The organism is Alteromonas sp. KUL42 (assembly GCF_006538325.1).
In the GTDB taxonomy this organism is placed as follows: Bacteria; Pseudomonadota; Gammaproteobacteria; order Enterobacterales; family Alteromonadaceae; genus Alteromonas.
The window spans coordinates 170,195-185,606 of sequence record NZ_BJKK01000008.1 but is presented as its reverse complement, the minus strand read 5'-3'; the positions used below and the strand labels follow the sequence as shown (position 1 = coordinate 185,606).

The window sequence follows — 15,412 nt, the reverse complement described above, 5'->3', positions numbered from 1 at the left end:
AAAGTAAATTAGCAGTTACTTATGGTTCTGAGTTCACTGGGTGTTTTGCCGGTTAACCTTTTAATTGTACGTCGAAAGTTAGGTAAGTCAGACATGTCCATTTGCGCACTCGCTTGTTCGTTGGTCAGTTTTTGCAAGGAAAGTAACACAATTGCTTTATTGCGCATCACTTCTTCAGACAACAGCCGGTAATTCGTACCGTGCTCTTTGAGTTTTCTTTTCAATGTTGCAGTGCTTACACCTAAGTAATCTGCTATATCTGCAAGCCCACAATTGACGTTTGAGAAAACGTTGTTACGCACAAAATCTGTTAACGACATGCCTTGCCCCAACGTCGATGTCTGTTTATGGGTTGATATTTGTTTATCAACTAGTACATCTGAAACACTAGCAAGGTAGGCTTTATTAAGCCAAATCCCAGTTACAGGCTGATTAAAAGATATTCTCAGCCCAAGATGAGTTTCAAAATCGGCAATATTGCGAGGGCGGCTAGCATTGAAGGTAAACGCCAATGGTACTCTCTGCCCCGTTACTTGCTTTAACAATGAAAATAGGCATGAGAAGAAAATTTCAATTACAAAGACCTTAAGTTTTTCGTTGTGTATGGTTGCTTCGGGGACCCAAAGAAGGTGCTCATCCAATTCATATTGTCGATTATAAACAAGGGGGGCGATGCACCATCGAAAGCTTTGTTCACACATAAGCGCATGGATGATGTCACTGGTATTTTCAAACGAACTAAGGGCAAACAACGGGCTTGTTTTCCAAGTCGTAGCAAGGGCGCTACCGAGAAGAAACCCAACATCATTGCCTTTAGTTTGCGCTTGTACGTTAGTCAGAAGTGCATTGTATTGATTGATACTTATCATCAAATCATGGGTAATAGCGTCCTCAAAAATTCCCGTACCACGCAGTAGTTTGTGAATATTTGCGCCCCGTGGTAGCGCGACCTCAATTGCTGCTGTTACCAACCAAAAACCAGCAATGACTTTGTCCTGTGGATTGTAAACCTGACTGCCATCAAGCTGTTCGGTATTTACATAGTTACGTGCTGTTTGCAATGACGTGAATTTGTACTGTGTCGACGAGCTCACTCGCTCTTCACCTGCCAACACCTCGCTAGCAGGCTGCGCAGATTGCTCAACAAAGTTGGTAGTACTCAATGCGCTTAACGCGTTCATGCTGCGTAATGTTGTGTGTTATCAAGTTTCACTAGCAGCGTCGACAAGACACGGTGAACACTGTCATTAGGGTGCAAGGGCAACAAACCACTGCGTGCTGAGGTATAAATGGCAGATGCACTATTGCCATGACGAAAAGCCACATTAGCAATGCTTGTTTTCAACTCTTCTATCATGGCATTTGCTTGAGCCACTGTGACGCCTGGTAATAAAATGGCAAAACGATCTCCGGCGTAACGACAGGCAAGATCATGACTGCGTAAGTTCATGACGATAAGTTGTGCTACTTCCTGTAAATATCGGTCACCTTCAGCTCTGCCATAACGCTGATTGAACATGGCAAAGTCATCTATGTCGATAACGGCAATAACCAAAGCCGTATCCGATTTTTGTAACGCCTCTATTTGTCTTTGCCAATAGGTCGCGCGATAAAGTTGCGTAATAGCATCTATTTCATCGTGATCGCGATAGTCCCACTCGCGACGCCTGAGTTGTAAATTGAGCGCTCGCTGTTCGAGATGCCACTGATAAAGCGCTCCAGTCATAATAACCATACCGATAGCAGCAGGGTACGATTCAATCATTGTTATCCAATACGCTGAATCAGGATAAGTCATAAACTCATCAAGTAAGTCCAACGATACTGAAAACAGAAAGAACCCAAGACCCACAATAAGCAAGCGTGTTACTTTTCCCGGTGGACGACTTGCCATTGCGGCGACCATCCATGCAAGCGTAAGCAGCACAATACTCCCCTCACCCACAATATCTGAGCCTGAAATGATGTCCACAGGTTTTGCCTCGCCAAAAAACAAGGCGATAAATGTCGTGACGACTACAACGCCCAACGTAAAGAGTAGACCTATTCTATGGTTCTTAAATTGAGTCGTTTGGGTAAGGGTAAACATAACTATCTCTTCATTGATCTTAAGACACAAAACAGTGTGCCTATGACATAAACTGCGACGAGTCTTGCCCAAAGTTAAGCGCGCTGTCGAGGGTCAGTTTGGCTCAACAATGTGACAAAACGATGGCAAAGATAATCTTAAAACCCTAAAAAAGAAAAAATATCACGAAAAATCAAAGCCCTACAGAAGGGTCAAATTAGCTCACTCATTCTCACTTTTAGAAATATTCAATCGTGTTCACCAGTTTCATTACCAAAGCGTCATATAAGTGTCATGCAGGCTTTTTAGGGTAAGTGCGCACTTGGACAACACACTTATAATTTAAGCTATTAGGATGAAAATGAAGATGAAAACTGCATACTCAACACTTGCGCTAGCCTGTGTGACTGCAATGGGTTTAAGCGTAGCCCCAGCGGCGATTGCGGCAGATGGGGTTATTATTGGTTCAGTTAAGGACGAAGCGAAAGCACGCAGTTATGCTGGGGCAGAAATAAAATAAAAGAACTAAACCTCGTGACTGAAGCCGCACGAGATGGACGTTTCCGTTTTCCATCTATTGCGCCTGGCACCTACACATTGGAAATTTCATACTTAGGTGAAGATACTGTCGTTCAAACCATTGTGGTGAACGACAATGATATTGCTCGCGCTGAAGTGGTTATGGGTAAAGGAGATACCATTGATGAGATCCTAGTTCGTGGACAGCGCAGTGGCCAAGCCAGTGCCATCAACCAACAACGGGTATCAGATCGCATTTCATCCATTGTTTCTGCTGATGCTATTGGTCAGTTTCCCGACCAAAACGCGGCAGAATCACTACAGCGTTTACCCGGTTTATCCATTGAACGAGACCAAGGTGAAGGTCGCTTTGTCGGTATTCGCGGTATCGATCCGAATTTGAATAACGTTACTATCAATGGTTTAAACATCCCTTCTCCTGAGTCGGGTGTGCGCTCAGTGGCACTGGATGTTATTCCTTCAGAGCTGATTCAAACCTTAGAAGTATCAAAATCTGTAACACCCGACATGGATGGCGATGCCATTGGTGGTTCAGTGGCCGTTAAAAGTGTTAGCGCGTTTGATAAACAGCGTGACACAGCAAGTGTTACTGTTCAGGCTAGCCAAAATGATTTACGTGATGAAACTAGCCCTAAAGTATCGGGCACCTTCACTAAAAAGCTGTCCCCTGAATGGGGTATTGCTGCTGCCCTCTCCTATTTTGACCGAGACTTTGGTTCAGACAATGTCGAAAGCAATGGTGATGACGAGCTTGAGCAACGTCACTACACCATTAATCGAGAACGCTTAGGCAGTGCCGTTAATATAGACTTTCGCCCCGATTTTAATAATCAGTTTTTCCTTCGTACCTTGTACAGTGAGTTTTCAGATACCGAATACCGTCAGGCAAATATTTTCACCTTTGACGGTGAGGACTCTGAAATTGAAAAAGAAAGTAAAGATCGCTACGAAAGCCAAAGTATTTTCACTGTCGCGTTAGGCGGTGAACATCAACTGTCAACATGGCAAGCCAACTGGCAATTAGGCTACGCCAAATCAGATGAAGATGAGCCAGATGCACTGTATTACGTGTTCAAAACAGACAATGCCAGTATTGCTTCAGACTTAGACACTAAACGTCCAACCGTTACGCAAGATGCCGATGCGATGGATCTTAGCACTTATGAAGTTGACGAAATTAGTTTTGAAGACAACTACACCAAAGATACCGAAACCAGTGTTAAGTTAGATTTCTCTCGTCCACTCAATTTAAGTGGCTATATTGGCGAATTGAAAATTGGTACCAAATACCGCAGTCGAGAGAAAGACCGCGACAGCAAAATGGCCATCTTCGATGGTGATTTCGATGGTATAAACCCGCAACAATTCGCGACCACAAGCCCAGATTATTCACTGGGTAACTTCGGCCCAGGTCTTGGCCGTAGCGCTATGCGTGACTATTTTAACGACAACCGCAATACACTAGAGTTAGACGAGTTGAATTCAGAAGTTGAGTCTCGCGGTGCCACCTATGTGAACGAAGAGGATATTTTCGCCGCGTACATCATGGGTAGTGTTGATATCAATAAACTTCACTTAGTCGCCGGTGTTCGATATGAACGCACCGATTTTTCAACATCAGGCATGCGCGTTGAATTAGTTGAGAACGAACAAACTGACGTTGAAGAGGTAGTAAATACCCCGTGGCAAACAGAGCGCGACTACGACCACTGGTTACCTAGCATCAACGCGCGCTACACGGTATCTGACAAGCTACAATTTCGCGCAGCTTATACGCAAACTATCTCCCGTCCAAAGTTTGAAGATGTTGCTGCTTTTCAAATTATAGAAAGTAAAACAGAAGAAGATGATGGTGAATTTGTTACCGAGCGCGAAGCTGAAGTAGGCAACCCTTCACTACAGCCTTATGAAGCGCAAAACATCGATGTATCGGTAGAGTACTACCCCGGTGATATCGGTGTGTTATCTGCCGGCTTATTCTACAAAAATATCGATAACTTTGTGGTATACGCCGATGTTGCTGGCACCACGGGTTGGGAAGGCTTCGACGAGGTAGTACAACCTATCAATGGTGAATCGGCCGATTTAACAGGGGTAGAATTGTCGTGGGTAAAAGCATTTAACAACGGCTTTATTGTTTCTGCGAATGCCACTTTTACTGACTCGGAAGCAACCACCTTCTTGGATGGCGAAAAGTTTGAAACTCAACTGCCAAACCAATCCGATCGCATTGGTAACCTAACTGTTGGTTACGAAGCTAATGATTTCAGTGTGCGTTTAGCGACCACATACAAAAGTGAGAACTTTGAAGAGTTAGACGGCGACATGCTGCGCTTTGAAGATGACCATGTGCAAGTAGACTTTATGGCCCGCTACTACATCAATGACAGCATGCAAGTGTATTTCAATGGTGTAAACCTTGGCGATAGACCATTTTATAACTACTTCGATACCCGAAATCGCAATGCGCAGTACGAGTCTTACGGACGTACTTTCGAACTAGGTTTCACTTGGCAGCTTAACTAAACGCACTTCGCATTACTTTAATTAGGTGTTTAGGGCTTTTTTGACAGGGTAACGCTTGTTGATTACGCCCTACTACACCGCTTGTTGAGAAATATTACATGCACGCTTTTCCTTTCCGGTTTAAAAGCCACATACAAACTTGCGCTAGGGTAATAGTCCTAGCCCTAAGTTTGCTTTCTTTTGGCGCGATGTCACAAACGCAAACAACGTCATCAAACTCACATGAGTATTATGCGCAAACTGCAATTAACCATTTGTCTGTTCCTGACAAGGCAACAACGTTTCTAGCCTTAGGTGACTGGGGCCGCAATGGTCATTTCTATCAAAGAGACGTTGCCAAGTGGTTAGATATCGCCAGCTATCAGCTGGATGCAGAGTTTATTGCCACTACCGGTGATAACTTCTACGACAATGGCGTAGCGTCCGTTGATGACCCTTTTTGGATATCGTCATTTGAATCGGTATACCATCAGCCTTATTTGTTTATCGATTGGCACCCGGTACTAGGAAACCACGACTACCGAGGTAATTGGCAGGCGCAAATTGACTATAGTCAAAAAAGTCGTCGCTGGCAGATGCCTGCCCTTTATTACAGTAAAACACTTACCCTTGAAGGCGGTGCAACGGCGTTAATTGTTTTTATAGATACGTCGCCCCTAAACCCAGACTATGCCCACTCAGACAAGTATCAAGCCGCTTTTTCTCAAGGCACAAAAAAGCAGCTTAACTGGCTAGAGCAAACATTGTCCCAGTCTCAACACACATGGAAAATTGTGATTGGCCACCACCCGTTGTACTCAAGCGGAAAACGCTACGGTAAGACAGATGCAATTAAAGATGTCTTAGAGCCAATTTTAACGAAACACAATGTTGACGTTTATATTGCGGGCCATGAGCACGACTTGCAGCACAATCAAATTGATGGACAAAGACTGGTTCACATTGTGTCAGGTGGCGGTTCTGAAGTGCGTCCTGTAGGTCGCTATCCGTTCACCCAGTTTGCAAAATCCACAGGGGGCTTTGTCGCAGTAAGCCTTAATGATCAAAAAATGGCATTAAATTTCATCGATCATCAAGGTGAAGTTATCTACCACCATGCCCTTAACGCTAACAGCGCTAACAAAGCCAACAACGCCCAACTAAATCGAAAAGCATTTGCAGAAAGAGAAGAAACAAAAGAAAAACGCAAGGAGCAAAAGTAATGTCCACACATCCACGTACTAGAAAACACAGTCTATTCCTTGCTACATCGGCTATGTGGGCAATTTCTCAGTCGGGAATGTTATTTGCGGCGCCATCCGGACCAGACATTGAAGCGTATGCGGCTAATTCTGACACAGTTCCACTGACCATTGATGGGAAAGAAATGGTCGACACTATTCACTATATCGATAAGCATCAACACCAGCAGCGGATTCAGGTGAGCGTAAATGAACTCAATGGAATAACAGTCAATAACTCACAAGGAAAACAGTGGCAACGTGCGGGAAACTTTGCCCTTGCAGGCGCCAATATCAACAACGATAGCTTGCAAAAAGAACCCACACTAGTGATGACATATTTCGATAACAATACTCAAGAAATTGTTGCACTTCACCTTGAGCCAACTACGTTAGAGGTTGTAACCGAATTTTTGGTGCCAATGTCAGGCTCTGAAGCAATTTGTGCAAACGCAACAACGTTAGGCGGCACTGAAGTTGAGAATACAGAGCTTGTTAATATCGATGCAAACGGCGAATTACATCAGTTTCTCGTAACTGATAAAAAGTTTATTCCTCTTCGACAATTTGCCATTGGCCCCGGCATTAAGAGTTGCGCCATTGACACCCAACAAAATGCGCTTTATCTGGCGGACGAGTTTGCCGGTGTTTGGAAAATGAATACAGACATGGAAAGTGAGCTTAGCCGAGAACTCATTTTTCATGACAGCGAATTAGCCATAGAAGGCGTGAGCGTGCTGTCGTCAGCGACGACCTCAGCAATAGGCAACGCACTGGTTGGTTGGGTCAGCCCTGACCACAGTGGTATCTGGCTTAAAAATCGTTGTGGTGAGTACACCATTGACCTTACTTATCGTAACGGCGGCGCAGAAACTTCTATTAAGCCAGAAACACTTTCGCTATCTATATCACAACCTCTATTACAGCCCCTATCGCAAGCGCGGTTAAATAGTCAAAAAGACAATGCACAAGCATCCATTTTAACAGTTCGCGTTGACGATGATGATTCTGACAATATCTTTGTTGCAGAAGTGCCAATGAACCAATTTCCCCATCATTGCGAGGCTACAAATTCGGCTAACTCTGAACCAGAAACAGCATCGAAAGCGGTACCTGAAATAGCACCGTCAGACACAGCCCTTGTTGCTGTTACTGCCGATGTCGAAACACAGCCAGTTGCCCATGCGGGGGATGCAGCAGACGACCCTGCTATCTGGGTAAACGCGGTGTCACCGGAAAATAGCGTAGTCATTGGTACTGATAAAAAAGGAGCGCTTAATAGCTATAATTTGAATGGCACTCTGGTTCAGTCGCTACCTATTGGCCGAGTCAATAACGTTGATGTTGGGTACGCAGTTAGCATACCTTCGCGCACAGAAGAGCAAGGAGACATAGGCAAAGTTATCGGCACTAGCGATATTGCTGTTGCTTCTAATCGCACTAACAACAGTTTGTCTGTGCTGAGTGTTTCACATGAGGGCACGCTAGCTCATTTGGTGGATGTAAATACAACACTCAACGATATTTATGGTATGTGTTTATTTGTAGATAAAGGGGTAGCGCATGTTCTAGCCAATGACACGAGTGGCCGTTACGAGCGACATACCCTTTCTTTTGACAAAGACCATCAGGTGTCAGGCGAGCTTGTGCAAGCATTTTCGTTGCCCTCTCAACCTGAGGGCTGCGTAATTGATGGGGAAAATAATATAGCTTATTTGGGTGAAGAAGGCGCAGGCATATGGGTGTTGGATGTTAGTACACATACGACACAACCCCAATTTTTAATGCCCATTTCAGAACCTGTTGAAGCAGATATAGAAGGGCTTGCCTTATTCAAAGTTGATAATGTGCAATATCTCATTGCATCGAGCCAAGGCAATAACGCTTATGCCGTTTACAGGACATCACAGACAGAAACTCCCGAACTTGAATATATTGGTCTAATTCAAATTGAAGCGAACTTCGCTGCTGGTATTGACGGCGTTTCTGAAACTGACGGTTTAGAAGCGACCAACGCAAACTTAGGTGGTGTCTTTAGCGAAGGCGTATGGGTAATACAAGACGGAAGAAATGTTATGCCAAGTGAAACACAAAACTTTAAGCTAGTTTCTGGAAATCAATTGTCATCGGCAATTAGAGCGTTACTGCAAAAGTAACGCTTAAAAAACTGCAACTAAAAGCATAAAATAGACGAGGCGTCGCTATGTCTCATATTTGCTACCTCGTCTTTTTTGCCTCGTTTTTACTTTCACTTAGCCCGCTTGTCGATATCCATCGTTCAACTGAACATCAATAGCACGCAATACTGCTGTGCGATTAATACAACCCAGTAAATTACCATCATCATCGACAACGGGGTAAACCCGGGGTTTTTCCTTCAATAGCAATTCAGCAAGCTCTAGTACCGACGTGTACGGCTTAACCGATACCACTGGAGTTTTCATAATTTCCCCTACCCGGCATATTTGTTCTCGGTAGTAGCTAGACGCAATCATTTGCGCAATACAGTCTCTTTCAGACAAAAAGCCAACCACTTTTCCTTTTGCATCAAGTACCGGACCACCGCTTTGCTGACTAACCAATAGCGCTTCTACCGCTTCAGCAACGGGCATATCAATATGAAGCTTCACAGGGTGAGTATTCATATAATCACTAACTTGCAACGATTCCATTTATTTTCCCCCATCGCTTTGCTCAAAAACGGCCAGTACAAGCACTATTTGAGCAAGACGATACGCTAATTATTTTAATGAAGTGTAAGTACTCCCTACACCATTAAGACTAGACGGAGAAATAAACCCAAGCCAATTTTTTAACATTAAAATTACATCAATCTTGATAGATTGCGACAGTAACCTTACCTGCGGTATCGATACTTGCTCGATACATACCCTTTGAATTAAACGGCATGGCAATATTGCCTTTATTGTCAATGGCTATAACACCGCCATCACCTTTTGCTTCTACAAGCACATCATTAACCACCACATTTGCGGCATCTGATAAGCTTAGGCCTTGATACTTCATTCGCGCACAAATATCAGCAGCAACATTGTAACGAATAAAGAATTCACCGTGGCCCGTGGCAGATACTGCACAACTGTCATTATCAGCATAAGTACCCGCACCAATCACCGGTGAATCACCTATTCGACCATAGCGCTTAGCCGTCATTCCACCCGTTGAAGTACCAGCAACAATATTTCCTTCGCTGTCTAATACCACAGCACCCACGGTACCAAAACGCTCATTGCCTTGCTGCGTGCCATAACCTGCGGATGCTTGCGCCATTCTGGCTTTTGCTTTGTCGAGGGCTTGTTTGCGAAATTCGGTATCAAATATGTGGTTATCCACTTGCTCCAAACCGCTTTCAATAGCGAACGCTTCAGCACCTTTACCCGATAGCATCACATGAGGTGAGTCATTCATAACCAAACGGGCCGCTTCAATCGGGCTTTTAATGGTTTTAATACCGGCAACCGCGCCAGCATTTTTACTGCCACCATGCATAATAGAGGCATCAAGCTCATGTTCACCCTCATAGGTGTAAACGGCGCCAATGCCAGCATTGAAAAGGGGGGATAGCTCTAGTATTTTGATAGTTTCTACCACCGCATCTTCTCCTTTAGCGCCACTTTTTAACAAGGAATACCCGTGAGTGACGGCTTCGCGGAGTTTGTCTTTATACGCAGCTTCCTTTTCAGGCGTCATTGACGATTTCAAAATTGTGCCTGCGCCACCGTGAATCGCTATGGCTACTTTTGCGTCAGATTGTGAAGATTCTGCCGCAAATGCGTTGTTGACTAGAAAAAGTACCGCGATAGTTACCACAGCACCTAAAGCTCTGCGTTGAATTTGGCTTTGCGATTTTTGATTTCGTAAAAAACGGGGAAATGACAACACGATAGGATCCTCCAGACAGTTATTATTATTTTGCACGTAATTAGGTCTTATACTGGAGCGTGTTGACCTTTGCGGTAGGTTTTAGCAGCAAAGGTCAACACGCTCTGTTAAAGACTATCATGTGTTTGACGCGCTGGCACATACTGCTTAACTCGGTACTTATTTGGAAAAATCTAGTCGCACGCCTCACTCATTAACTTAAACACGCTTGTAAATGAACAAAAAGCGTACCGAACGGGTCATCCGGTAATAAGGTCACTAAACACACCAGATTTGGTATTCAAAATTTCGCAGTGTAGACTTGTCCACATCATTTATTTTCTAACTTCGGTGGTTATGCAAACACCTACATTTCTTTGGCACGATTTTGAGACGTTTGGCACAAGTCCACAAAAAGACCTACCCTGCCAATTTGCGGCAATTAGAACGGATCTCGATTTGAATATTATTGGCAAACCAATCAACATAATGAGCGCTATTGCCAATGATTATTTGCCCCACCCTGAAGCCTGCTTAGTCACGGGGATCACACCACAACAAACGTTGCGAGATGGTTCGAATGAAGCAGATTTCGCGGCACGTATCTTTAAAGAAATGTCGGTTCCTAATACCTGTAGTGTTGGCTTCAATAGTATTCGCTTTGACGACGAAGTATCTCGCTTTCTTTTTTATCGAAATTTTTATGACCCTTATTCAAGAGAATGGCGTAACGGCAACAGTCGTTGGGACATTATCGACCTAGCCCGAGCGTGCTATGCCCTACGCCCAGAAGGAATTAATTGGCCCACACGAGAAGATGGCGCGCCCAGTTTTAAGCTAGAAGCACTAGCCGCAGCAAACAATATTGGTCACGAAAATGCCCATGATGCATTAAGCGATGTATATGCCACTATTGCTTTAGCAAAATTGATAAAAGAAAAGCAACCCCGCCTGTTTGACTATGCTTATTCATTGCGCAGTAAACACAATATTTTTCAACAAATTGATGTAAGTAAACCAAGTGTTTTACTTCACATTTCTTCAAAGCTGCCTGCAGCACAAGGCTGTTGTACGTGGGTTATGCCCATTGCCAAACATCCCACTAACAACAACGCCTTTATTGCTATTGATTTATCGCACGACATAGATGCACTACTCAATAACAGCCCAGAGGATATTCGCGACGCCCTGTATGCCCCAAGCGATGTTTTTGACTCTCCACTTGAACGACCAGGTATTAAACTCATTCACGCTAATCGCTCGCCATTCATTACCACAGCAAAAGCCATGACCGAAGAAAATGCCGCGCGATTAGGGTTAAACAGAGAGCGCTGCCTTGATAACTATCGAAAGCTAACTAGTGCAACCGGTTTGGCGCAAAAACTTACGCAGTTGTATCAATTAGACAGTCATAACGATGATGTTGACGTAGACCATGCGCTTTACAGTGGTGGTTTTCTCAACGATGAGGACAAGCGTTGGTGCGAGCAAGTTATCCAAGCATCACCTGATAAACTAGCATCACTGGCAGACAACACCCAACATCTAGGGCTTAAACGCCAATTATTTCGCTACCGAGCGCGTAACTTTCCCAACACGCTGACGGCCGATGAAATGACCCGCTGGCAGCACCATCGCCAAGCGCGTCTTACTGACCCTGACTTTCACGGCTCGATCACCCTTGATAGTTATATGATGAAGTTGGAGCAACTTGCCCACGACCATCAAGACAACCCGGAAAAACAAGCCATATTGAGAGCCCTGTACCAATACGCCGAAAACCTTTGACGCGCGAGGTCTATCGGCATAAATTAGAAGCAGTATCGCAGTTTCAATCGGTCGATAACTTGCAAATAAAAATGTGAACAAGGTCAAGTAATTGATAGATGCCGCCGATAATAAAAAGCAAACGTGCGCGAGGAAAATAGATGTTATGAATGGCGTAACAATTAGTTTCGATGAGTCAAGAACTTACATTGATTTGACGCTTAAACCGGCTGAATTCAGCTCAGAAGTGGATATTAGAGAGCTAAAAGAACAACTAGCGACAGGTGAAACTAAAAAACTTTACGTGTCCGAAAAAGCGTTAAAATCTGCGTGCGATACTGCGAATCATTATTTTAAAACCGGTGACGGTACAGAAATTACTGAACGCATCGGCGAACGCAAAAATGCCGAAGTTGAATTTCGTATCCCAGAAGACGCTATGCAAGCCAATGTTGTCCTTACCACCCCTTATGGCGGTAAGTACCCTTCAGTATCTGCCATTACCTCGCTTGCTCGAAAAAATAAAATACAACGGGGTTTAGGTACTAAACGCATCAAATCCCTGCTTGAAAGAGCGAAAACCCTACCACCCGGTTCGATTATTGAAGAAACAGTGGCCAAAGGCCTTCCTGCCAGAAATGGCAGAAATTCTAAATTTGTCCCTCTTGTACCCAATGCACTTGAGCGTGTTTTAAAACCTCAAAACAGCAAGGGGGAGCGAGTAGATATGCGCAACCTTGGTGAAGTGATCTGCGTTAAAGTAAACACACCAGTGTTACGCAGAACGCAGCCGAGCAAAGGGCGCAGTGGCTTTGATGTTAAAGGTAATGTTATTGCTGCCTCTGGTGGTGACTGGGTTAACTTCAAGATGGGCGGTGGTACCGTTTTATCTGACAATGATCCAAACTTACTGATGTCTGCCATTTCGGGTATGCCTAAATATCGCGACCAAACCATGACAGTTGATGACACCTTTATATGTACTGGCGTCAATGTAGGCTCTGGCCATGTCACCTATGAAGGGGCAGTGTTAGTTAATGGTGATGTCACTGAAAAAATGCAAATTAAAGCAGCCGGTGACGTAACCATCAATGGATTTGTAGAGTCAGCTTATATCGAATCAGGTGGCGACATTATCATAACTGAAGGTGCAATGGGTAAGGTTAACGACAACGAAGGTGAGTTTCAATGCAAGTTGGTAGCAGCTGGTAGTGTTCACGTACAACATGGTCAAGGCATCGAAATTCAGTGTAATGGGAATATCACGGTTGGACGCCAACTCGCGTACAGTAAATTACGCTGTGGCGGTGCCGTTATTGTGGGTCAAATCGATAAACCAATGGGTAACTTGTTTGCTTGTGATATTGTCAGCCAAGAGAAAATAGAAGCCGGTACATTAGGCGCAGTGTCTGGCAGTACATTAAAGGTTGATTTCAGCCCAGGCTTTAATTTACTACTTGAACGCAAGGATGCCATTGACGATTTACTTAAGCAAATTCGAGAAAACAACTTAAAGCACAAAGAAAAAATTAACTTACTGCAAAATAAAAAAGTGCCGAAAGAGCTTAAGAAAAAGTTAGATGAAGCACTAGAACTATTTAACAACGAGAGTGCATTGTTAGAGTGGATCGAAAGTAAGGCTAATGACGTTAAATTAGCCAAAGAAAATTATCAATCTGAAATAAAACTCATTGCGAACAAACGCCTCTATCCGGGGGTTTCTGTAAAGTTAAACAATAGAAACTGGCGTTCAGAAAGAGAGTATGATCGCGCGCTTATTCATTATGATTCACACCAGTGGCACTACGATCCGATTGTTTAAATAAAAAACCAACCTCAAAGGGCGAAAAAGCGGTCTCAATAACGCACTACCGCCCTTTCCCGTTTTACAAAGCTTATTCTGCTATTGAAACCGTCCCGTAGCCTTGTCGTTTCGATTGATAGAGTGCCTTTTGCGTGCGCTCAAACCACTCCGAAAACTGCTCAGATTCCTTTAGCTCAGACAGCCCCATTGCTATGTTGAAATTCATTCTTAGGGCTTGATTACCTACCATGCATTCCAATAACCTTTGCGCAAGATTTTTCGCCGGATCAAGCTCAGTTTGTGGGCATAAAATAATGAACTGTTCACCGCTAAATCGCGATACCACATCTACTTCACGCACTGTGTTTAAACAACTTGCGGCAACGGTTTTCAGCGCCTCTTCCCTCATAAGGTTGTCTGGCACTTGATCGTTGTTTTCAATTGAAATAAGTTCAATAACAATTAACGATGCAGTGGTGTGAAAGCGATGAAAACGAGATATTTCCTCTTCGGCGCGTTGAAGCATGTGATTTCTGTTGTAAAGCCCGGTTACCGTATCATGTGCCGACAAAAAAGTGAGCGTTTTATTTCTGTCCAAAAGCGTCGCCTGTAACGCTGCAATCTCTTCATTTTTCTGTTCAACGATGCGATTAAAACGTTTGCTATAACGCCTACACATAATGGCCCATAGCATCAATATTACCACTATAGCCGTTGATAAAAGCATGACGGTGTAATCACGCTTATAATGGATTTGCACGTTGTTCCACTGTTTATATATTTCAACCTTTCGGCTTTCTGGGATCTTATCAATCGCGTAATTTAGTTTTTCTACTAGATGCCCAAACGACTTATTTACACCGAATGCCAATGAATCATAGGGCTCTGCATAACCCACTATTACCAAGTCTTTGAATTTAAGATTATTGATGTGCAAGTTAATACTCATTATCGAGCCAACCATGACATCAAACTCGCCCTTCATGAGCTTTTTAAGCCCATCTTCTTCTGAGGCTACCAATTTAAGCCGCAAATTAGGATAGTGTCGTGCGATATATTCGACCTGACGATACCCTTGCACCACACCTACGGTACGATTGCCAATCCCACCATAACCTTGCAGCATAGGCATGCCGGACTTGGCAACCAACACGTTAGGCGCTTCAAAATAAGGTAAGCTAAAATCTAAGAATTGTTTGCGATAGTCAGATGTATTGAGCATGGGGAGCACTTGACACTTCCCCTGTTGAACATAGGCTAGGCTCTGTTGCCATGAATCTGTAGGCACGAGTGTAAACTGCAAACCAGAAAGCTCGGATATAATTTGCAGATATTGGGCGGAAATTCCAACATGGCTACCATTTTTAATGGCTTCATAAGGAGCCCAATTGGGATCAACACAATAAGTAACTTCAGAAGATATCGTTTCTTTTGGTTCTGTCGTTTCACAAAGTGAATAGGTGGCAAAAAACAACAGTACGTAACAAAGTACACTGTTTATCACTCTGCTTAGGTTATTACGTTTTTTTTTCGCTTCAACCACTCACCTACATCTTGTACTACTAATAAGACATTCTCAGAGTATCAAACTTAACTATGTAAATT

The 15,412-nt window shown here is 43.7% G+C and carries 9 protein-coding genes and 1 pseudogene; 5 read left to right on the top strand and 5 right to left on the bottom strand.

The features are described 5' to 3' along the window. Window positions 1-8 precede the first annotated feature (8 nt). Together EYR97_RS12925 and EYR97_RS12920 are read right to left on the bottom strand one after the other, a co-directional pair. On the bottom strand, window positions 9-1,181 hold the full coding sequence (locus tag EYR97_RS12925) for a helix-turn-helix domain-containing protein (RefSeq protein WP_131094207.1): 1,173 nt from the start codon (window positions 1,179-1,181) through the stop codon (window positions 9-11). Beyond that, window positions 1,178-2,089, bottom strand: coding sequence for a GGDEF domain-containing protein (locus EYR97_RS12920; RefSeq protein ID WP_131094206.1), 912 nt, complete (start codon window positions 2,087-2,089; stop codon window positions 1,178-1,180). The genes EYR97_RS12925 and EYR97_RS12920 overlap by 4 nt, the downstream gene beginning before the upstream one ends. A gap of 340 nt (window positions 2,090-2,429) precedes the next feature. Between EYR97_RS12920 and EYR97_RS12915 the strand changes: the two are divergent. The 3 genes and pseudogenes from EYR97_RS12915 (at window position 2,430) to EYR97_RS12905 (ending at window position 8,510) form a co-directional block, all read left to right on the top strand. Continuing rightward, window positions 2,430-5,134 (top strand): annotated as a pseudogene (locus EYR97_RS12915) (TonB-dependent receptor). Window positions 5,135-5,322: 188 nt separating this feature from the next. After that, window positions 5,323-6,336, top strand: a complete 1,014-nt coding sequence (locus tag EYR97_RS12910) for a metallophosphoesterase (RefSeq protein WP_131094205.1) — start codon at window positions 5,323-5,325, stop codon at window positions 6,334-6,336. Then, a complete protein-coding gene (locus tag EYR97_RS12905) occupies window positions 6,336-8,510 on the top strand; it encodes a phytase (protein ID WP_131094204.1) in 2,175 nt (724 codons plus the stop codon). Before EYR97_RS12910 ends, EYR97_RS12905 begins: the two co-directional genes overlap by 1 nt. 96 nt (window positions 8,511-8,606) lie before the next feature. Here EYR97_RS12905 and EYR97_RS12900 read toward each other — a convergent pair whose 3' ends face one another. Continuing rightward, window positions 8,607-9,026 (bottom strand): CBS domain-containing protein, encoded by a 420-nt coding sequence (locus EYR97_RS12900; protein ID WP_131094203.1) that lies wholly within the window; start codon window positions 9,024-9,026, stop codon window positions 8,607-8,609. A 157-nt stretch (window positions 9,027-9,183) separates the two neighbouring features. Further along, window positions 9,184-10,176 (bottom strand): isoaspartyl peptidase/L-asparaginase family protein, encoded by a 993-nt coding sequence (locus EYR97_RS12895; protein ID WP_242635019.1) that lies wholly within the window; start codon window positions 10,174-10,176, stop codon window positions 9,184-9,186. A gap of 417 nt (window positions 10,177-10,593) precedes the next feature. Between EYR97_RS12895 and sbcB the strand changes: the two genes are divergently transcribed. Together sbcB and EYR97_RS12885 are read left to right on the top strand one after the other, a co-directional pair. Beyond that, the gene (sbcB, locus tag EYR97_RS12890; RefSeq protein WP_131094202.1) at window positions 10,594-12,024 is read left to right on the top strand and encodes an exodeoxyribonuclease I; all 1,431 of its coding nucleotides are present in this window, start codon (window positions 10,594-10,596) and stop codon (window positions 12,022-12,024) included. Between the two features lie 145 nt (window positions 12,025-12,169). Beyond that, on the top strand, window positions 12,170-13,825 hold the full coding sequence (locus tag EYR97_RS12885) for a DUF342 domain-containing protein (RefSeq protein ID WP_131094201.1): 1,656 nt from the start codon (window positions 12,170-12,172) through the stop codon (window positions 13,823-13,825). A gap of 73 nt (window positions 13,826-13,898) precedes the next feature. Here EYR97_RS12885 and EYR97_RS12880 read toward each other — a convergent pair whose 3' ends face one another. Beyond that, window positions 13,899-15,350 carry a diguanylate cyclase gene (locus EYR97_RS12880; protein ID WP_242635015.1) on the bottom strand — a complete coding sequence of 484 codons (1,452 nt, stop codon included), beginning with the start codon at window positions 15,348-15,350 and terminating at the stop codon, window positions 13,899-13,901. Window positions 15,351-15,412: the final 62 nt, after the last annotated feature.